The 17859-nt window shown below is 72.1% G+C and carries 16 protein-coding genes and 1 tRNA gene; 5 read left to right on the forward strand and 12 right to left on the reverse strand.

The genetic code is table 11. From position 1 onward, the window contains the following. Nucleotides 1–99: 99 nt before the first annotated feature. The 7 genes from uvrB to polA form a co-directional block, all read right to left on the reverse strand. Nucleotides 100–2193, reverse strand: coding sequence for an excinuclease ABC subunit UvrB (gene uvrB, locus GD632_RS08615; RefSeq protein ID WP_152191004.1), 2094 nt, complete (start codon nt 2191–2193; stop codon nt 100–102). 355 nt (nt 2194–2548) lie between these two features. Then, nucleotides 2549–3151, reverse strand: a complete 603-nt coding sequence (coaE, locus tag GD632_RS08620) for a dephospho-CoA kinase (RefSeq protein ID WP_152191007.1) — start codon at nt 3149–3151, stop codon at nt 2549–2551. A 1-nt stretch (nt 3152) separates the two neighbouring features. Continuing rightward, nucleotides 3153–3767 (reverse strand): pyroglutamyl-peptidase I family protein, encoded by a 615-nt coding sequence (locus tag GD632_RS08625; RefSeq protein WP_152191009.1) that lies wholly within the window; start codon nt 3765–3767, stop codon nt 3153–3155. Nucleotides 3768–3844: 77 nt separating this feature from the next. Further along, nucleotides 3845–5347 (reverse strand): 30S ribosomal protein S1, encoded by a 1503-nt coding sequence (rpsA, locus tag GD632_RS08630; RefSeq protein WP_152191011.1) that lies wholly within the window; start codon nt 5345–5347, stop codon nt 3845–3847. A gap of 172 nt (nt 5348–5519) precedes the next feature. Beyond that, complete coding sequence (locus GD632_RS08635) at nt 5520–6545, reverse strand: 6-phosphofructokinase (protein ID WP_152191013.1); 1026 nt, start codon at nt 6543–6545, stop codon at nt 5520–5522. A gap of 161 nt (nt 6546–6706) precedes the next feature. Then, nucleotides 6707–7498 carry a class I SAM-dependent methyltransferase gene (locus GD632_RS08640; RefSeq protein ID WP_152191015.1) on the reverse strand — a complete coding sequence of 264 codons (792 nt, stop codon included), beginning with the start codon at nt 7496–7498 and terminating at the stop codon, nt 6707–6709. A 19-nt stretch (nt 7499–7517) separates the two neighbouring features. Beyond that, nucleotides 7518–10196, reverse strand: a complete 2679-nt coding sequence (gene polA, locus GD632_RS08645) for a DNA polymerase I (RefSeq protein ID WP_152191017.1) — start codon at nt 10194–10196, stop codon at nt 7518–7520. Between the two features lie 79 nt (nt 10197–10275). Here polA and GD632_RS08650 point away from each other — a divergent pair, with 79 nt between their 5' ends. Beyond that, nucleotides 10276–10710 carry a PaaI family thioesterase gene (locus tag GD632_RS08650; protein WP_152191020.1) on the forward strand — a complete coding sequence of 145 codons (435 nt, stop codon included), beginning with the start codon at nt 10276–10278 and terminating at the stop codon, nt 10708–10710. A gap of 3 nt (nt 10711–10713) precedes the next feature. On the opposite strand, the gene GD632_RS08655 is transcribed toward GD632_RS08650, so the two are convergent. Next, nucleotides 10714–11334 carry an ANTAR domain-containing response regulator gene (locus GD632_RS08655; RefSeq protein WP_226924773.1) on the reverse strand — a complete coding sequence of 207 codons (621 nt, stop codon included), beginning with the start codon at nt 11332–11334 and terminating at the stop codon, nt 10714–10716. A gap of 184 nt (nt 11335–11518) precedes the next feature. Between GD632_RS08655 and GD632_RS08660 the strand changes: the two genes are divergently transcribed. Further along, nucleotides 11519–11595 (forward strand) — tRNA-Leu (locus GD632_RS08660). Nucleotides 11596–11607: 12 nt separating this feature from the next. On the opposite strand, the gene GD632_RS08665 is transcribed toward GD632_RS08660, so the two are convergent. The 3 genes from GD632_RS08665 to GD632_RS08675 all read right to left on the reverse strand — a co-directional run bounded on the left by GD632_RS08665 (nt 11608) and on the right by GD632_RS08675 (nt 14532). Further along, nucleotides 11608–12789: an NAD(P)/FAD-dependent oxidoreductase gene (locus GD632_RS08665; protein ID WP_152191022.1), complete on the reverse strand. Its 1182-nt coding sequence runs from the start codon at nt 12787–12789 to the stop codon at nt 11608–11610. Nucleotides 12790–12858: 69 nt separating this feature from the next. Further along, nucleotides 12859–13740 carry a manganese catalase family protein gene (locus GD632_RS08670; protein ID WP_152191024.1) on the reverse strand — a complete coding sequence of 294 codons (882 nt, stop codon included), beginning with the start codon at nt 13738–13740 and terminating at the stop codon, nt 12859–12861. Nucleotides 13741–13818: 78 nt separating this feature from the next. Next, a complete protein-coding gene (locus tag GD632_RS08675) occupies nt 13819–14532 on the reverse strand; it encodes a hypothetical protein (RefSeq protein ID WP_152191027.1) in 714 nt (237 codons plus the stop codon). 105 nt (nt 14533–14637) lie between these two features. On the opposite strand from GD632_RS08675, the gene GD632_RS08680 reads away from it, so the two are divergent. From GD632_RS08680 to GD632_RS08690, 3 genes are all read left to right on the forward strand, one after another. After that, entirely contained in the window at nt 14638–15876 is a 1239-nt protein-coding gene (locus GD632_RS08680) for a sensor histidine kinase (protein WP_193311413.1), read from the forward strand. Further along, on the forward strand, nt 15860–16546 hold the full coding sequence (locus GD632_RS08685; RefSeq protein WP_226924760.1) for a response regulator: 687 nt from the start codon (nt 15860–15862) through the stop codon (nt 16544–16546). Before GD632_RS08680 ends, GD632_RS08685 begins: the two co-directional genes overlap by 17 nt. 125 nt (nt 16547–16671) lie before the next feature. Continuing rightward, nucleotides 16672–16890: a hypothetical protein gene (locus GD632_RS08690; protein ID WP_152191031.1), complete on the forward strand. Its 219-nt coding sequence runs from the start codon at nt 16672–16674 to the stop codon at nt 16888–16890. Nucleotides 16891–16950: 60 nt separating this feature from the next. Here GD632_RS08690 and GD632_RS08695 read toward each other — a convergent pair whose 3' ends face one another. Beyond that, nucleotides 16951–17826, reverse strand: a complete 876-nt coding sequence (locus tag GD632_RS08695; protein ID WP_193311414.1) for a DUF1353 domain-containing protein — start codon at nt 17824–17826, stop codon at nt 16951–16953. Nucleotides 17827–17859: the final 33 nt, after the last annotated feature.

Below are 17859 nucleotides of genomic sequence, written 5' to 3' on the forward strand. Positions count from 1 at the left end.
CGCTGTGATGACGACACCACCGTTGGGGAATACTCCCCTCCGCCGCGTCACCTTACGCCAGGTCGGGCACCCCGGCACACAGCGGTCCGGTGAGCGTTGTCACTGCGCGGCCTGCATCTGGCGCAGCTCCTTCTTGAGGTCGCCGATCTCGTCGCGCAGCCGGGCCGCGAGCTCGAACTGGAGCTCCTCCGCGGCGCCGCGCATCTGCTGGTCGAGCTGGTGGATGAGGTCGGCGAGGTCGCTCGCGGCGGCGGTCCCCAACCGGTCGCGCACGGCCGAACCGGTGGCCTGCCGCTCCTTGGAGCCGGGGCCCTTGCCCGCCTTGCGGTAGCCGCCCTCGAGGAGCTCGGCGGTGTCGACGGCCTCGCGGGCAAGCATGTCGGTGACGTCCGCGATGCGCTTGCGCAGCGGGGTCGGGTCGATCCCGTGCTCCTCGTTGTAGGCCACCTGCTTGTCGCGACGCCGGTTGGTCTCCTCGATGGCCTCGGCCATCGCGGCCGTGATCGAGTCCGCGTACATGTGGACCTCGCCGGACACGTTCCGGGCCGCGCGCCCGATCGTCTGGATGAGGGAGGTGGCCGAGCGGAGGAAGCCCTGCTTGTCCGCGTCGAGGATCGCGACGAGGGACACCTCGGGCAGGTCGAGGCCCTCCCGCAGGAGGTTGATGCCGACGAGGACGTCGACGGTGCCCAGGCGCAGCTCGCGCAGGAGCTCCACGCGCCGCAGCGTGTCCACCTCCGAGTGGAGGTACTGGACCTTCACGCCCCGCTCGAGGAGGTAGTCGGTGAGGTCCTCGGCCATCTTCTTCGTCAGCGTCGTCACGAGCACGCGCTCGTCGCGCTCGGTGCGCGCCCGGATCTCGCCGAGGAGGTCGTCGATCTGGCCCTGCGTCGGCTTGACGACGACCTGCGGGTCGACGAGGCCGGTGGGGCGGATGATCTGCTCGACGACGCCGTCGGACTGGGACAGCTCGTAGGCGCCGGGGGTGGCGGAGAGGTAAACGGTCTGGCCGATGCGCTCGAGGAACTCCTCCCACCGCAGCGGACGGTTGTCCATCGCGCTGGGCAGCCGGAAGCCGTGCTCGACGAGCGTGCGCTTGCGCGACATGTCGCCCTCGTACATGGCCCCGATCTGCGGGACCGTCACGTGCGACTCGTCGATGACGAGGAGGAAGTCCTCGGGGAAGTAGTCGAGGAGCGTGTGCGGCGCGGTGCCCGGGCCACGGCCGTCGATGTGCCGGGAGTAGTTCTCGATGCCCGAGCACGTGCCGATCTGGCGCATCATCTCGATGTCATACGTGGTGCGCATGCGCAGCCGCTGCGCCTCGAGCAGCTTGCTCTGGGACTCCAGCTCCTCCAGCCGCTCGCCCAGCTCCTGCTCGATGGTGGCGATGGCGCGCTCCATGCGCTCCGGGCCCGCGACGTAGTGGCTGGCCGGGAAGAGGTGGATCGACTCCTCGCGCCGGACGACCTCCCCGGTGAGGGGGTGGAGGGTGTAGAGCGCGTCGATCTCGTCGCCGAACATCTCGATGCGGATCGCGAGCTCCTCGTACACCGGGATGATCTCGATCGTGTCCCCCCGGACCCGGAAGGTGCCGCGGGTGAAGGCGAGGTCGTTGCGGGTGTACTGCATCTGGACGAAGCGCCGCAGGAGGTCGTCGCGCTCGATCTGGTCGCCGACCTTGAGCTGGACCATCCGGTCGACGTACTCCTGCGGCGTGCCCAGGCCGTAGATGCACGAGACGGACGCGACGACGACGACGTCGCGGCGGGTGAGGAGGTTGTTCGTCGCGGAGTGGCGCAGCCGCTCGACCTCGTCGTTAATCGAGGAGTCCTTCTCGATGAAGGTGTCCGTGCTCGGGACGTACGCCTCCGGCTGGTAGTAGTCGTAGTAGGAGACGAAGTACTCGACGGCGTTGTTGGGCAGCAGCTCGCGGAACTCGGTGGCGAGCTGGGCGGCGAGGGTCTTGTTCGGCGCCATGACGAGGGTGGGGCGCTGGACCTGCTCGATCAGCCACGCCGTCGTCGCCGACTTGCCGGTCCCGGTCGCACCGAGGAGGACGATGTCCTTCTCCCCCGCGTTGAGACGCCCGGCGAGCTCGGCGATGGCCGTGGGCTGGTCGCCGGAGGGGGTGTACTCGGAGACGACCTCGATCGGCGCGACGGACCGCTGCAGGTCGGTGACGGGACGCATGGCACCACGGTACGTCGGGCCACCGACATCGGCGGGGCGACTTCGCGAGGGGCGGACGCGGCGCAGCGGGGGCGCAGCACCCGGCACCAGCCGCCCACGGCCATGCCCCAGGGGAGGAGCACAGCAGCGCGGTGACGAGCATCGCGGCGGGGACGAGCGAGAGCACGCTGTCGAGCCAGGCGTGCCGCCGGGTGGCCACGGGCTCGTCGGCCGGGAAGCGGGTGGCGTGCTCGTCGGCCGGTCCGTGCTCCGACTCCGCCTCGGTGCCCGCGTCCGAGGCGTGGGCACGGGTCTCCGCGCGGACGCCCGAGACCGCGGGCAGCGAGCCGCAGGTACCTAGGTACGTCGGCAGGACCTATCGTCGTGCGTCGGGCAGGAGCCGCTCGTGCCACAGCCGACGCACCTGGGAGAGCAGCGCCTCCGGGCTGCCGGAGTTGTCCAGCCACACGTCGGCCACCGCCCGCCGCTCGGCGTCGGTGGCCTGGGCGTCGATCCGGGCCCGCGCATCCTCGCGGGACATGCCACGGTCCCGGACGAGCCGCTCGAGGCGCACCTCCTCGTCCGCGCCGACGACGGCGACGAGGTCGTAGCGGTCGGCCAGGCCCCGCTCGACGATGAGCGGCACGTCGTGGACGACGACGGTCCCGGCCGGCAGGCCCGCCACCCGGCGCGCGGTCTCGGCGGCGATGAGCGGGTGGGTGATCTCCTCCAGGCGGGCGCGGGCCGCGGGATCGGCGAAGACGATGCGGCCGAGGGCCGCACGGTCGAGCGCGCCGTCCGCCGCGAGCACTCCCTCGCCGAACTCGGCGACGACGGCGGCCAGACCGGCCGCGCCGGGGGCGACGACCTCACGGGCGATCATGTCGGCGTCGACGACGACGGCGCCGAGCCGCTCGAGCTCGCGGGCGACGGTCGACTTCCCCGCCCCGATGCCACCGGTGAGCCCGAGCCGCAGCACCTCAGTCCTCCCTGCCGCCGGGGACGACGACGTCCACCGGGGTCGTGAGGACGGTGTCGAGCACGAGGGCCAGGGCCCGGGCGACGTCGGCGACGGGGACGACGTCGGCGGGCGGGACGTGGACGAACCCGGCGGGGACGCCCTCGGGCACCGCCTCCAGCGCGGCGTACATGACGGCGTTGCACACGTAGGTCCCGGCGGAGAGCGACAGCTCGGCCGGCAGCCCGGCGTCACGGAGGGCGGCGAGGGCCGCCTTGACGGGCAGCGTCGTGCCGCGGGCGAGCGGCGCCCCCGGCACGACCGGGACGTCCACCGGCTGGGCGCCGTCGACGTCGGGGATGCGGGCGTCGAGGAGGTTGAGGGCGACCCGCTCGAGGGAGATCCGGTCCCGCCCCGCGGCGAGCCCGGCACCGACGACGACGGCGGGCCGGTGCTCGGCGACCAGTGCCCTCACGCGCGCGGTGGCCCGGGCGAAGGAGACGGGGAGGGCCTCGGCGACGAGCGTGACGCCGTCGGGAGCGGACCACTCGCGGGCGAGGGCGTCGACGGCGAGGGCGGACGGGTTGTCCGCGTGGTCGGAGAACGGGCCGAAGCCGGTGACGAGGACGGTACGCACCGGCCGAGCGTAACCCTCGGCCGGACAGGCCAGCGGCCCGCCACCCTTTCGGGTGACGGGCCGCTGGTCAGCTCGGGTCAGTTGCCCGTGAGCTTCTCACGAAGCGCGGCGAGCGCCTCGTCGGAGGCCAGCGTGCCCGCCGCCTCGACCGGGGCCGAGGTGTAGGACGTGGCCGAGCCGGCGCCGGCAGCGGAGCTGCTGGAGCTGGAGCTGGAGCTGGAGCTCGTGGTAGTCGACGCCTCGACGTCGGCCTCCATCGCAGCGGCGACCTGCTGCTTGTGGGCCTCCCAGCGGGAGTGGGCCTCGGCGTACTGCGCCTCCCAGGCCTCGCGCTGGGTGTCGTAGCCCTCGAGCCACTCGTTGGTCTCCGGGTCGAAGCCCTCGGGGTACTTGTAGTTCCCCTGCTCGTCGTACTCCGCGGCCATGCCGTAGAGCGACGGGTCGAAGTCGTCGCTGCTCGGGTCGACGCCCTCGTTGGCCTGCTTGAGGGACAGCGAGATCCGGCGACGCTCGAGGTCGATGTCGATGACCTTGACGAAGACCTCGTCACCGACCTTTGCGACCTGCTCGGGCACCTCGACGTGGCGCACGGCCAGCTCGGAGATGTGGACGAGGCCCTCGATGCCGTCCTCGACACGCACGAAGGCGCCGAAGGGGACGAGCTTGGTGACCTTGCCGGGGACGACCTGCCCGATCGCGTGGGTGCGGGCGAAGGCCTGCCACGGGTCCTCCTGCGTCGCCTTGAGCGACAGGGAGACACGCTCGCGGTCCATGTCGACGTCGAGGACCTCGACGGTGACCTCCTGGCCGACCTCGACGATCTCGCTCGGGTGGTCGATGTGCTTCCAGGACAGCTCGGAGACGTGGACGAGACCGTCGACGCCACCGAGGTCGACGAACGCACCGAAGTTGACGATCGAGGACACGACGCCGGAGCGGACCTGGCCCTTCTGCAGGGTCTGCAGGAAGGTGGAGCGGACCTCGGACTGGGTCTGCTCGAGCCACGCACGACGCGAGAGCACGACGTTGTTGCGGTTCTTGTCGAGCTCGATGATCTTGGCCTCGAGCTCCTTGCCCACGTAGGGCTGCAGGTCGCGGACGCGGCGCATCTCGACGAGCGAGGCGGGGAGGAAGCCACGCAGGCCGATGTCGAGGATGAGGCCACCCTTGACGACCTCGATGACGGTGCCGGTGACGACGCCGTCCTCCTCCTTGATCTTCTCGATCGTGCCCCAGGCCCGCTCGTACTGCGCGCGCTTCTTGGACAGGAGCAGACGACCCTCCTTGTCCTCCTTCTGGAGGACGAGCGCCTCGATCTGGTCACCGACGGAGACGACCTCGTCGGGGTCGACGTCGTGCTTGATCGACAGCTCGCGGGAGAGGATGACGCCCTCGGTCTTGTAACCGATGTCGAGGAGGACCTCGTCCCGGTCGACCTTGACGACGGTGCCCTCGACGATGTCGCCATCGTTGAAGTACTTGATGGTCTCGTCGATAGCGGCGAGAAGCTCCTCGGCCGACCCGATGTCGTTGATCGCGACCTGCGGGGCAGTCGGCTGAGTGGGCGTAGTGATGGTCATGAAGTTACGGACTCCGATGCGGACAGGGAATAGTGCGGATATGGGTTGTCGGCTCGCACGCCGCGACCCACCACACGCCCGGCGGAGCTCCGTCCACCAAGGTGTCGCCAGCCGCGAGCACACGTCACCTCGGGTGAGCCTACTCGTCCCGACCTGTCGGGACAAGAATCGCTCAGGCCAGCGCGTTGGCCACCCGGATGAGCTCCGCGGGCACCGGCTTGGCCCTGCCGGCGACCTCCTCCAGCGGCACGAGGACGACCTCCTCGCCGCGGAGGGCGGTCATCACGCTCGTGCGGCCGTGCTGGAGGGCGTCGACGGCCGCGACGCCGAACCGGGAGCCGAGGATGCGGTCGGAGGGCAGCGGCGTGCCGCCGCGCTGGACGTGTCCGAGCACCGTGACGCGGGTGTCGAAGCCGGTGCGCGCGGCGATCTCCTCGGCGACCCGCTCACTGATGGCACCCGAGACGATCTCGCCGAACTTCCCGTACTTGGTCTCCCACTCCATCGAGGTGCCCTCGGCCGGGACGGCGCCCTCGGCGACGACGACGATCGAGAAGGAGGCATGAGCGCGGTGCCGGTGCTTGAGGTAGCGCGTCACCTTGTCGATGTCGAAGGGCTCCTCGGGGGTGAGGACGACCTCCGCGCCGCCGGCGATCCCCGCCTGCACGGCGATCCAGCCGGCGGATCGGCCCATGAGCTCGATGACCATGACGCGGTTGTGGCTCTCCGCCGTCGTGTGGATGCGGTCGATGGCGTCGGTGGCGATGTGGACGGCGGTGTCGAAGCCGATCGACCGGTCGGTGCCGGCGACGTCGTTGTCGATCGTCTTGGGGATCGCGACGATCTTGGTGCCCGTCTCGGCGACCTTGCTCGCGGCGTGGAGGGTGCCGTCGCCGCCGATGCAGATGAGCGCCTCGATCCGCTCGGCCTCGAGGGTGGCACGCACCGCGTCGAGGCCGCCGTCGGCGGAGTGCGGGTGGTAGCGGGCGGTGCCGAGGAGCGTGCCGCCGGTGTCGAGGACGCCGCGGATGTCGCCGCGGGTGAGCGGCATGACGTCGCCCTCGGCGACGCCCTTCCACCCGTTGCGGAAGCCGATGATCGAGTGCCCGTACTCCCCCAACCCGCGCTTGACGACCGCTCGGATCGCCGCGTTGAGGCCGGGGCAGTCACCGCCGCCGGTGAGCAGACCGATTCGCACGTTTGTGGCTCCTGGGTTCGGGGGGTGGCGCGGGGCGCCGGGACCACGAGCAACCCTAGCGGCGCCTCGTCCCCCGCCCGCCGCCGAAGGTCCCCCGCCGCGCCTCCGCACCCCTCTCGCCTTCGCCCGACGGCCGGACTCCTCCGAGCGCTGGCCCCGTGTCAGGCGCGGCGGGTGACGAAGATGGCGGTGCCCGGGACGTAGCGCCCGCGGTGCGGCCCCCACCCACCCCACACCTGCCGGTTCTGCTCCTGCCACTCCGGCTCGACGACGTCGTCGACGAGGAGTCCCGCGGCAGTCACCTCCCGGACGTGGTCCCCCATCGTCCGGTGGTACTCGGCGTAGAGGGGCGCGCCGTCGTCGTCGGTCTCGACGTACGGGGTGCGGTCGAAGTACGAGCGCAGCACCCGCATGCCCGCGGACGTCGGGTCGTCGGGGAACACCCACCGCACGGGGTGGACGACGGCGAACACCCACCGGCCCCCGGGCCGCAGCACGCGGGCCACCTCGGCGTGGATGCGCGCGGCGTCGGGGACGAAGGCGATCGCGCCGAAGGACGTGAAGGCGAGGTCGACGCTCGCGTCGGCCAGTGGCAGGGCGCGCGCGTCGGCGACGACGGCGGGTACCCGCCGGCCGGTGCGGCGGTCGAGCTCGGCGGACTGCGCGACCATGCCGGGGGCGATGTCCGTGGCCAGCACGTGCGCGCCGCGCCCAGTGAGCCACCGGGAGCACTGCGCGGCACCGGCGCCCACCTCGAGCACGCGGAGGCCGTGGACGTCGCCGAGCAGGCCGGCCTCCTCCTCGCGCAGCCCCTCGGGGCACCAGCGGAAGTCGGCGTCACCGAGGAAGTCGCCGTGCTCGTCGATGTACTCGGCCGCGTTCTCGCTCCACCACCGGCCGTTCGCCCGCGCCGCGGCGGCCGAGTCCACCTCCCAGAAGCCCACCCCGCTCATGTCCCCGTCCTCCGGTCCCTCAGTGGGCGGCCTCGTGCCAGGAACGACCGTGACCGACGGAGACGTCGAGGGGCACCTGGAGCTCGGCGGCGGCGGCCATCCGCTCGCGGACGAGGGTCTCGACGGCCTGCTCCTCCCCCGGCGCCACCTCGAGGACGAGCTCGTCGTGGACCTGGAGGAGCAGGCGGGAACGCAGCCCGGCGGCGAGCAGCCCGCGCTCCACCTCGACCATCGCGACCTTGATGATGTCGGCGGCGCTGCCCTGGATGGGGGCGTTGAGCGCCATCCGCTCGGCCATGTCGCGGCGCTGCCGGTTGTCGCTCGTGAGGTCGGGCAGGTAGCGGCGCCGGCCCATGATCGTCTCGGTGTAGCCGGTGCGGCGCGCCTCGTCGACCACCCCGCCGAGGTAGTCGCGCACCCCGCCGAAGCGCTCGAAGTAGTCGTCCATGAGCGTGCGCGCCTCGCCCACCTCGATCCGCAGCTGGCGGGAGAGCCCGAAGGCGGACAGGCCGTAGGCCAGGCCGTAGCTCATCGCCTTGATCTTCGCGCGCATCGCGCTGGTCACCTGGTCGGTGGGTACCTCGAAGACGCGCGAGCCGACGTAGGAGTGGAGGTCCTCCCCGCTGCGGAAGGCGTCGATGAGGCCCGGGTCCCCCGACAGGTGCGCCATGATGCGCATCTCGATCTGCGAGTAGTCGGCGGTGAGCAGCGAGGCGTAGCCCTCCCCGACGACGAACCCGCGGCGGATGCGCTGCCCCTCCTCGGTGCGCACCGGGATGTTCTGGAGGTTCGGGTCGGTGGAGCTGAGCCGGCCGGTGGCGGCGATCGTCTGGTGGAAGGTCGTGTGGATGCGGCCGTCGGGCGCGACGGAGCGCAGCAGGCCCTCGACCGTCTGCCGCAGCCGGATCGCGTCGCGGTGGGCCAGCAGGTGGGCGAGGAAGGGGTGCTCGGTCTTGGCGAAGAGGTCAGCCAGGGCGTCGGCGTCCGTCGTGTAGCCGGTCTTGGTCTTCTTCGTCTTCGGCATCTCCAGCTCGGTGAACAGCACCTCCTGGAGCTGCTTCGGGGAGGAGAGGTTGACCTCGTGCCCGATGACGGCGTACGCGGCGGAGGCGGCGTCGTCGACGGCGGTGCCGAAGCGTGCCTCGAGCTCGCGGAGGTACTCGAGGTCCGCGGCGATCCCCGCCCGCTCCATGCGGGACAGGGCCCCGAGGACGGGAAGCTCGAGGTCGGCGAGGAGGTGGCCGGCGCCACGGTCCTCGAGCTCGCCCTGGAGCACCGTGGTGAGGTCACGGACGGCGACGGCGCGCACGCCGGCCTGCCGTCCGGCGGCGGTGTCGTCCAGGACGAGCATGCCCTGGCCGCCGGGGTCCTCCTCGGCGAGGAGCTCCCGGCGCAGGTGGCGCAGCGTGAGGTCGGCGAGGTCGTAGCGGCGCTGGTCCGGCCGGCACAGGTAGGCGGCGACGGCGGTGTCGAAGGCGATGCCGTCGAGGGTGAGACCGCGCCCGGACAGCGCGTGGGCGGCGGCCTTGGCGTCGTGGAGGGTCTTGGGGGCGGCTGGGTCGGCCAGCCAGGCCGCGAGGACGGCGTCGTCCTCCGGCGTGACCGAGGTGAGGTCGAGTGTCACCGCGGTCGCGGCGTCGTCGGCGAGTGCGAGGGCCCAGGCGTCCCCGGTGCCCTGCGCGGCCGTGCCGGTGACCTCGAGGCCGAGCAGCTGGCCACGGCGGGGCTCGAGCCAGCCGGCGAGCTCGCCGGGACCGAGGGCGGTGACGGCGACGTCGACGCCCTGGTCGGCCGCGGGCGCTGCCTCGGCGGGCAGGTTGGCGAAGAGCCGCTCGCGCAGCACGGCGAACTCGAGGGCGTCGAAGACCGAGTGCACCGCCTCGCGGTCGACGGCCTTGCGGGTGAGGTCGTCGACCTTGACCGGCAGCTCGACGTCGGTGAGGAGGCGGTTGAGCTTGCGGTTGAGAGCGACCTGCTCGAGGTTGTCGCGCAGCGACTGCCCGGCCTTTCCGGAGACCTCCTCGGCGCGCGCGAGGATGCCCTCGAGCCCGTCGTAGGCGCCGATCCACTTCGCGGCCGTCTTGGGCCCCACCCCGGGCACGCCGGGCAGGTTGTCGCTCGTCTCGCCGACGAGGGCGGCGAGGTCGGGGTACCGCTCGGGCGGCACGCCGTACTTGTCGAGGACGGCCTGCGGGGTCATGCGCGCGAGGGAGGAGACGCCCTTGACCGGGTAGAGGACGGTGACGTCGTCACGGACGAGCTGGAAGGTGTCCCGGTCCCCGGAGATGACGAGGACGTCGAGGCCGTCCGCCGCGCCCTGGGTGGCGAGGGTGGCGATGATGTCGTCCGCCTCGAACCCCTCCTTGGTGAGGTGCGGGATGCCCATGGCCTCGAGCACCTCGACGATGAGGGCGACCTGGCCGCGGAAGGGCTCCGGCGTCTGGTCACGGGTGGCCTTGTACTCGCTGTACTGCTCGGTGCGGAAGGTGGTCCGCCCGGCGTCGAACGCGACGGCGATGTGGGTGGGCTCCTCCGCCGCCAGCAGGTTGATCAGCATCGAGGTGAAGCCGAAGACGGCGTTGGTCGGCTGGCCGGTCGTCGTCGAGAAGTTCTCCACGGGCAGCGCGTAGAAGGCGCGGAAGGCCATGGAGTGGCCGTCGACGACGAGGAGGCGGGGGCGATCGGTGCTCGTGCTCACGCCCCAACCCTAGGTGGCGCCACCGACACCGCGCTCCAGCGGCGGCCGGTGGGCGGGGGCGCCGTGGCAGGCTGGAGCCATGACGAGCACCGACCCCGACATCCTCGCGCGCCTCCAGGACACCGTCGGCGGGCTGGGCACGCTCACCGAGCGGCTCGGCATCGAGTTCCTCACCGCGAGCCCCGAGCACGTGTCGGCCCGCATGCCGGTGGAGGGCAACACGCAGGTCGTCGGGCTGCTCCACGGGGGCGCGTCGGCCGCGCTGGCCGAGACGATCGGCTCGGTGGCGGCGACGCTCCACGCCGGTGAGGGCCGCGGCGCGGTCGGCGTCGACCTCAGTGCCACGCACCACCGCGCGGTCCGCTCGGGCTTCGTCACCGCCGTCGCGACCCCGCTGCACCTCGGCGGGCGGCTGGCGACCTACGACGTCGCCGTGACCGACGAGGACGGGCGGCGCGTGTGCACCGCCCGTCTCACGTGCATGCTCGTCGACCGCCCGGAAGCGGCCGACTGATGACTACTTGGCGCCGACCTGGTCGATGACGGCGTCGGCGACCTCACGCATGGTGAGGCGGCGGTCCATCGACGTCTTCTGGATCCAGCGGAAGGCCTCGGGCTCGGACAGGCCCATCTTGGTCATGAGCAGGCCCTTGGCGCGGTCGACGCGCTTGCGGGTCTCGAAGCGCTCGTTGAGGTCGGCGATCTCCGACTCGAGGGAGCTGATCTCCTGGAAGCGCGAGATGGCGATCTCGAGCGCCGGCAGGAGGTCCGCCGTCGTGAAGGGCTTGACGACGTAGGCCATCGCACCGGCGTCGCGGGCGCGCTCGACGAGCTCGGCCTGGGAGAAGGCGGTGAGCATGACGACGGCGCAGGTGCGGTCGGCCATGATCTTCTCGGCGGCGGAGATGCCGTCCATCCCGGGCATCTTGACGTCCATGACGACGACGTCGGGCTCCAGCTCGGTGACGAGCCGCACCGCGGTCTCCCCGTCCGGCGCCTCGCCGACGACGTCGAAGCCCGCCTCCTTGAGGGTCTCGACGATGTCGAGACGGATCAGGGTCTCGTCCTCGGCGACGACGACGCGCCGCGCGTCACCCTCGGGAGCCTTCGGCACGTCCTCGCGGACGGGCAGGACGATGTCATCAGCGGTGGCAGCCTCGACGGGGCCGGCCTCGTTGTTCTCACTCACGGCGTCAACACTACTCGCCCGCCCGCCCGGACCGCCCGGCGGCGCCCCGGCGGGTGGCGTGATCCACCGCATCATCCGGCGGGCGGGTGGCTTGGGCCGGGGCGGACGCGCCCGCTAAGGTGACGGTGCGCTCGCCCCGGTAGCCCAATTGGCAGAGGCGGTTGACTCAAAATCAGCACAGTGCGGGTTCGAGTCCCGCCCGGGGCACCACGCGCGCGACGCTCAGACCTTCCCCCTGAGCAGCCGCCGGTAGTAGACGACCGGCTCGACGTAGCGGTCGAAGAACCACAGCGGTCGCCGCGGGACGGTGAGGTCGATCGCGCTGACGCTCGGCGTCGGCGTGCCGTGCCGGTCGAACTCCGCGAGCGAGAGGCGCCGGCGGTCGACGGTGACCGGGATGACGGTGTAGCCGTCGTAGCGGCTCAGCGGCCGACCCGTGCGGGCGGCCCGGATGTTGTCGGCGAGGACGCCGACCTGGCGGCGCAGCGCGCCACCTGACGGACGGGTGCCGGTGTCGGCGACGTCGCCCAGGCTCCACAGCCGGGGGACGCTGCGGTGCGCGAGCGTCTCGGGGTCGACGTCGACGAGCCCCGCGGGGTGCTCCCCCGCGAAGGGACGCACCCACTCCGGGGCGCGGTAGCGCGGCACGACGGACGCCCACCGGACGTCGGCGAGCTCCCGCGTGCCGTTGTCGCTCGACAGCGTCACGGCACGGCCCCGGGCATCGACGGCCGAGACCGTCGCGCGGTGGTGGACGGTGACGCCGAACCGCTCGAGGGCCGGCTCCAGGTGCCGGTCGACGAAGGGCAGGTCGAGGACGTCCTCGTAGGGCGTGACGAGGTGGACGTCGATGCGGTCGAGCACACCGCGGGCCCGCCAGTGGTCGCAGGCGAGGAAGAGCGGCTTGAGGGCGGTCCCGCCGGCCGGTGCCGGCTCCGGCGGGACGGTGAAGACGACGCGTCCGCTCCCGGTCTCACGGATGGCGTCCCACGTCGTCTCCGCCGTGCGGCGGAGGTAGGAGGTCCGTGCCCAGCCGAGGTCGATCGCCTCCCCCAGTCCCGGCGTCGCCGCGATGTCGGGCTCCAGGCCGGGGGCGAGCACGAGGTCGGTGTACCCGATGCGGGTGCCCGACGCGAGCGTCACCTCGCGGGCCTCGGGGTCCACGGCGACCGCGGGGCTCGCCTCCCAGGTGCACCCCTCGGGGATGACGTCCCGCATGGGACGGGTGAGCCGGTCGAGGGACACCTGGCCACCCGCGACGAAGTTGAGCAGCGGGCGGTAGAGGTGGTCCTGGTCCGGGGTGATCACGCAGACGTCGGGGCACCCGAGCCGGCGCAGGCGCGCCGCCAGCGAGATGCCGGCGTTCCCGCCGCCGACGACGACGACGTCGTGCCGTCTGGTCATGGGTGCTCCTGTCCTCGGGTGGTGACGGGGGCCGCTCGGCGCGGACCGGCCCCCGTCCACCGGTGGGTCCTACTCGCGGTGCAGCTTGTCCTGCACCGTGCCGGCGATCTTCTCCACGCGGTTTGGCACGTCGGTGGTGCCGTAGAAGCGCGCGTCCGGCCGGGTGGGCGGCGGCATGGGTGCCGACGTCGTCGGGCCGTCGTGGTAGGTGTGCTCGCCCTTGCCGTCGATGGACGGCCCCGAGGCCCAGCTGCCCTCCTTGGCGTGCTCGCCGTCGGAGAAGTTGAGGTACTGGTAGGAGACCTCGGTGTGCTCCTTCTTCTGCGGGAAGTTGCTCGGCGTGGGCAGCTCCTCCAACCCGTCGGCCTTGAGCTCCTCGACCGCCCGCAGCCACTGGTTCTGGTGCATGGTGTCGCGGGCGAGGAGGAAGGCGAGCATGTCCCGCACTCCGGAGTCGTCGGTCATGTGGTAGAGCCGGGCCACCTGGACCCGGCCCTGCATCTCGGCGTTGGCGTTGGCCGTGAAGTCGGCGAGCAGGTTGCCGCTCGCGGTGATGTACGAGCCCTGCCAGGGGTTGCCGTTGGAGTCGACCGGGCGGGCACCGGCCCCGGCGACGATGGCGTGCTGGACGTCCGTCCCACCGATGACCGCGGCGACCGTGGGGTCCGCCTGGACGGCGTCGGTCGTGATCCCGAGCGGCGACTTCTCGAGGAGCTGGGCGATCATGACGGCGAGCATCTCGACGTGGCCGAACTCCTCGGCCCCGATGCCGAACACGAGATCGCGGTACTTTCCGGGGATGTGCATGTTCCAGCCCTGGAACGCGTACTGCATGGCGACGCTGATCTCGCCGTACTGGCCGCCGAGCACCTCCTGGAGCTTGCGGGCGTAGACGGCGTCGGGCTTGTCCGGTGTGGCGCTGAACTGCAGCTCTTGCTTGTGGAAGAACATCCTGCCTCCTCGTGAGTCCACCCGGTCGGCGGTGTGGGCCGGGTTGTGGCCCTGCTCACTATCACGCGGGCGTCCGGGTCACGCACCCGGGCGGCGACGCCAGCGCGACGACGGGGACCACTGCCGCGACCGGACGTAGGCGGGGTCACGCACCAGCCGTACCCACGGGTACTGGCTCACGCCGGCGGGCAGGTGGCGCACGGGGTCGAACCGCAGCGGCGGGTCCGGGTCCGGCCGCACCGGCTGCGCCGTGGCGACGAGACGGCCTACGGGTTCCCAGGGACCACGCCCGCGAGCCGCGCTCAGCAGCCAGGTCCGGGCGGCGCCGTCGGGGGCGACCGGCGTGAGCCGCAGCTGGAGAGCGCCGGTGGGGGTGCGGACGGGGAGCAGCGACGTCATCGGCCGGCGTTCCGTGCGGCGCGGGATCAGGACGAACCGGGTGAGCGGGCCGACGCCGGTCGTCGAGACGAGGAGGTCGACCGTGCCCGTCGGCTCCTCGAGGCGGAGCGCCAGGCCGCGGGCGTCCGGGAGGGGTGGGGGCAGCCCCGCCGCTCGTGAGACGCGGACGACGCACCGGTGCTCGCCGGCGCGGTCGAGGAGCGGGACTCCCCACGGGCGCTCCGCTCCCCAGACGGTGAGGACCGCCTCGTGGACGGTGCCCCGCGGGTGCAACGACCTGCCCCGGCGGACCCGGCCGAGCGCGCCCAGCGCGACGCCGAGGACCTGACCAGTGGCCGCTGCGGCCGCGCGTGCCGCGGTGGCGGGGACGGAGGTGGGCACTCCTGCTGCCATCGGGCCAGGATCGGCTGCTCCGGCATGGTCCGCACCCGCACCGCGCGTCCGTGGGGTGCGGGAACCCGTACCAGGCTGCGCCCGGGTGTGGAACGATTTGGCGTGATGGACCTCATGCACCGTCTTCGCGGCACGACCGCACGCGCCGCGTCCAGGCTCGGCCGAGAGCCCGACGTCAAGACGCGGTGGGCCCGGCGCGCCCGCCTCCTCCTCTACGTCGGCGTGACGCTCCTGCTGGGCTGGGAGCTGTACGTCAGCGAGGTCGACAACCTGCCGACGGCGCTGACGCTCGTCCAGGTGGCGGCGGTCCTCATTCTCTACGGCCTGGCGCGCTGGCCGGTGATCGCCGCCGCGCTGTCCCTGCCGCTCGTCGTCGCCGAGGTCGTTCTCGGTTTCCACCCCTTCTCCCTGACGATCGTCGCCTCGATGCTCATCGCCGGTGTGCTCATCGCCTCACGGCCGCGGCAGATCGGCTACCTCTACGTCCTGTCCGTCGTCGTCATCCTCACGGTTGTGCAACCGACAGACATCCCGCTCGCCGATCTCGTGACCTGGCTGACGATCTTCCTGCTCCCCTGTGTCATCGGCGAGGCCGTCCGCTCGATGCTCAGATCCGTCGACCGTTTCCAGCAGAACTCGATGGTGCAGCTGGCGCGCCAGCGCCGTGATCTCGCGCGGGAGCTGCACGACACCTCGATCCACGACATCACCTCGATCATCATGGCGCTCGAGCGCGCGAAGCTGACCGGCATCCAGGACCCCCGGGTGCTCGAGGAGATCGACCACGCGATCGCCATCGGCCGCCAGTCGGTCGTGAGCATGCGCGGTGTGCTCAAGATCCTGCGCACCGAGGACAGCGGCGTGCGGCGGCCCGGCACGGAAAACGTGCCGGCGGCGATCGCCGCCGCCGCCCCCACCCTCCAGCGCGCGCTCGACGATGCCCGGGCCTCCCTCGAGCGCGCGGGCCACAGGCTCCAGGTGCACGTCGAGGACCACGTCGACCTCCCGCTGCCATTCTCCGTGCGCACCGCGCTCGTGCGCGTCATCCAGGAGTGCACGGCCAACATGGCGAAGTACGCCCGCCCCGGTGCGCCGTGCACGGTGATGATCGAGCGCACCGACGTCGAGACCCGCGCCCTGTTCCTCAACGACGCCCGCGAGGGCGCCGAGGCGGACAGTGCGCTCAGCTCGGGCGTGGGCCTCATCGGCGTGCGGGAACGTGTCGAGGCGGTCGGAGGCAGCCTGGTCGTACGCCATCATGATGGGAGATGGATCATCCAGGCATCCATCCCGACGATCAGTTCCGCGACCGAAGGACAGGTAGAGCGTGCCGCACAGCACTGAGGGTGCCGAGGGACCCACCGACAAGGCCACGATCCGCGTGCTGCTCGTGGACGACGACCCCATGGTCCTCGCGACGCTCCAGAGCTACGTGGCGACCGCGGACGACATCGACGTCGTCGGGACCGCCGACGACGGGTCGCAGGTACGCGACCTCGTGCGCGCGCACGACCCGGACCTCGTCATCATGGACATCCAGATGCCGGTCATGACGGGGATCGAGGCGACCGTCCAGCTCCGCAAGGAGTTCCCCCAGCTGCGCATCGTCCTCCTCACGACCTTCGACGAGGACGAGTTTCTCCTCGAGGCGCTCGACGCCGGGGCAGCCGGGTTCCTGCTCAAGAACACGAGCCCCCAGGACCTCGTCCAGTCGATCCGCCGGGCGCACAGCGGCAACCGGGTGGTCTCCCCCGGGCCGACCGACCGCCTCATCGACAACTACCTGCTGCGGACGCCGAGCTCCGCCGAGGCCGCGGACATCGGCCTCTCCTCGCGCGAGCACGAGGTCCTCGAGCTGCTCTGCCGCGGCCGGTCCAACGGCCAGATCGCCGAGGAGCTCTTCGTCGCCGAGACCACCGTGAAGACCCATGTCTCGTCAATCATGCGAAAGATGGGGGTCGGCTCGCGGCTCGAGATCGTCGTGTACGCCTACGAGCGGCGCCTTGTCCGCTGATCGGCACCTGACCACAAACCCTCCTCATGGCGGATCCTCTTCCTACTTCCGAAGGATGACTGCCGCGACGTTGGGCGGGGACGATGTGGGAAACCTCCACCCTTTCTCCAGAGAATGAGGATCTGATGAAGCGCACCATCGTCCGCACCGCGGCCGTCGCCCTCGCGGTCGTCGGCCTGTCCGTGGCCCCGGCCGCGGCGTCCGTGCCCGGGAGCCACGAGCTTCCTGGCGGCACGACCCCCGTCGTCACGCAGCCCGTGGTGTCGGCGCCCGGCGGCAGTGAGATCACCCCGCAGGTTTCCTTCTGCACCGCGGTGCCGTGGTGGATCTGGTGCCGCGTCTGAGCTGACAGGGAGACGACCGCGGAGCCGTGAGGACGGCTCCGCGGTCGTTGCCGTCCGAGCTCAGGGCTCCCGGCTCGGCGCAGGCCTCGCCTGGCCGGGGGAACGGGCGAGCAGCGGGGACCACGTGATCCGCGCCGTCGGCGCCGTCTCCTCCACGGGGCGCCCGGGGCCGGCCACCGGCTCCTCCCCCAGCTCGACGACGACGCGCACGAGAGTCGTGACGACGATGACGACGACGACCGGTGGTGCCGCGACGAGCACGAGCCCGCACGCCCCCACCAGGCCGCCGAGGCTGTCGGCCCGGACGTGCGCTCGCCCGTCGTCCCCCTCCTCGACGCCGGTCACGACGAGGGCGGCGAGCAGGGCGGCCGCTGCGGTGATGACGGCCGCCAGCGCGATCGCGGGAGCCGTCAGCCAGCCACCCAGCGCGAGTGCGCCGACCGCGAGCAGCACCACTCCCGTCACCACGAGCGGGACGACGACCACCGGGCTGCCGAACGTCCGCACCCCCGCCCACATGAGCCACTGCCGCACCGGTCCCGCCCCGGTGTCGCGCAGGGTGAGGCGGAACAGGGTGTCCGCCTCCCGGCGCAGGCGCCGGGTGCGGGGGGCTCGGGGAGCGGCGCGTGCGGCGGCGTAGAGCGTGGCGTGGAGGACAGCGGGCAGGGTCTGGCGACCGTAGCTCGCGATGACGCCCCACAGCACCGCCGGCACCGAGGCGAGGTCAGTGACGAAGCCGGGCGGTACGACGTGCTCGACGGCCGCCCGTGACCACGTGGGACCGGCGGCATCGCGTCCGTCCGGCGGCAGCCGGGTGTACCCGAACTCCTCGAGGACCTCGAACCGCGTCCGGGTCCGGTGCCGCTCGGGCAGCTGGCGCAGGTCCACGGTGGCGCACACGTGCCACCGACCCTTGGACTCCCTCACGAACGGCATGCCCCCACCCCCTTCGCCGTCGAGGCTACGGGG

Source organism: Georgenia satyanarayanai, assembly GCF_009193135.1.
Lineage (GTDB): Bacteria > Actinomycetota > Actinomycetes > Actinomycetales > Actinomycetaceae > Oceanitalea > Oceanitalea satyanarayanai.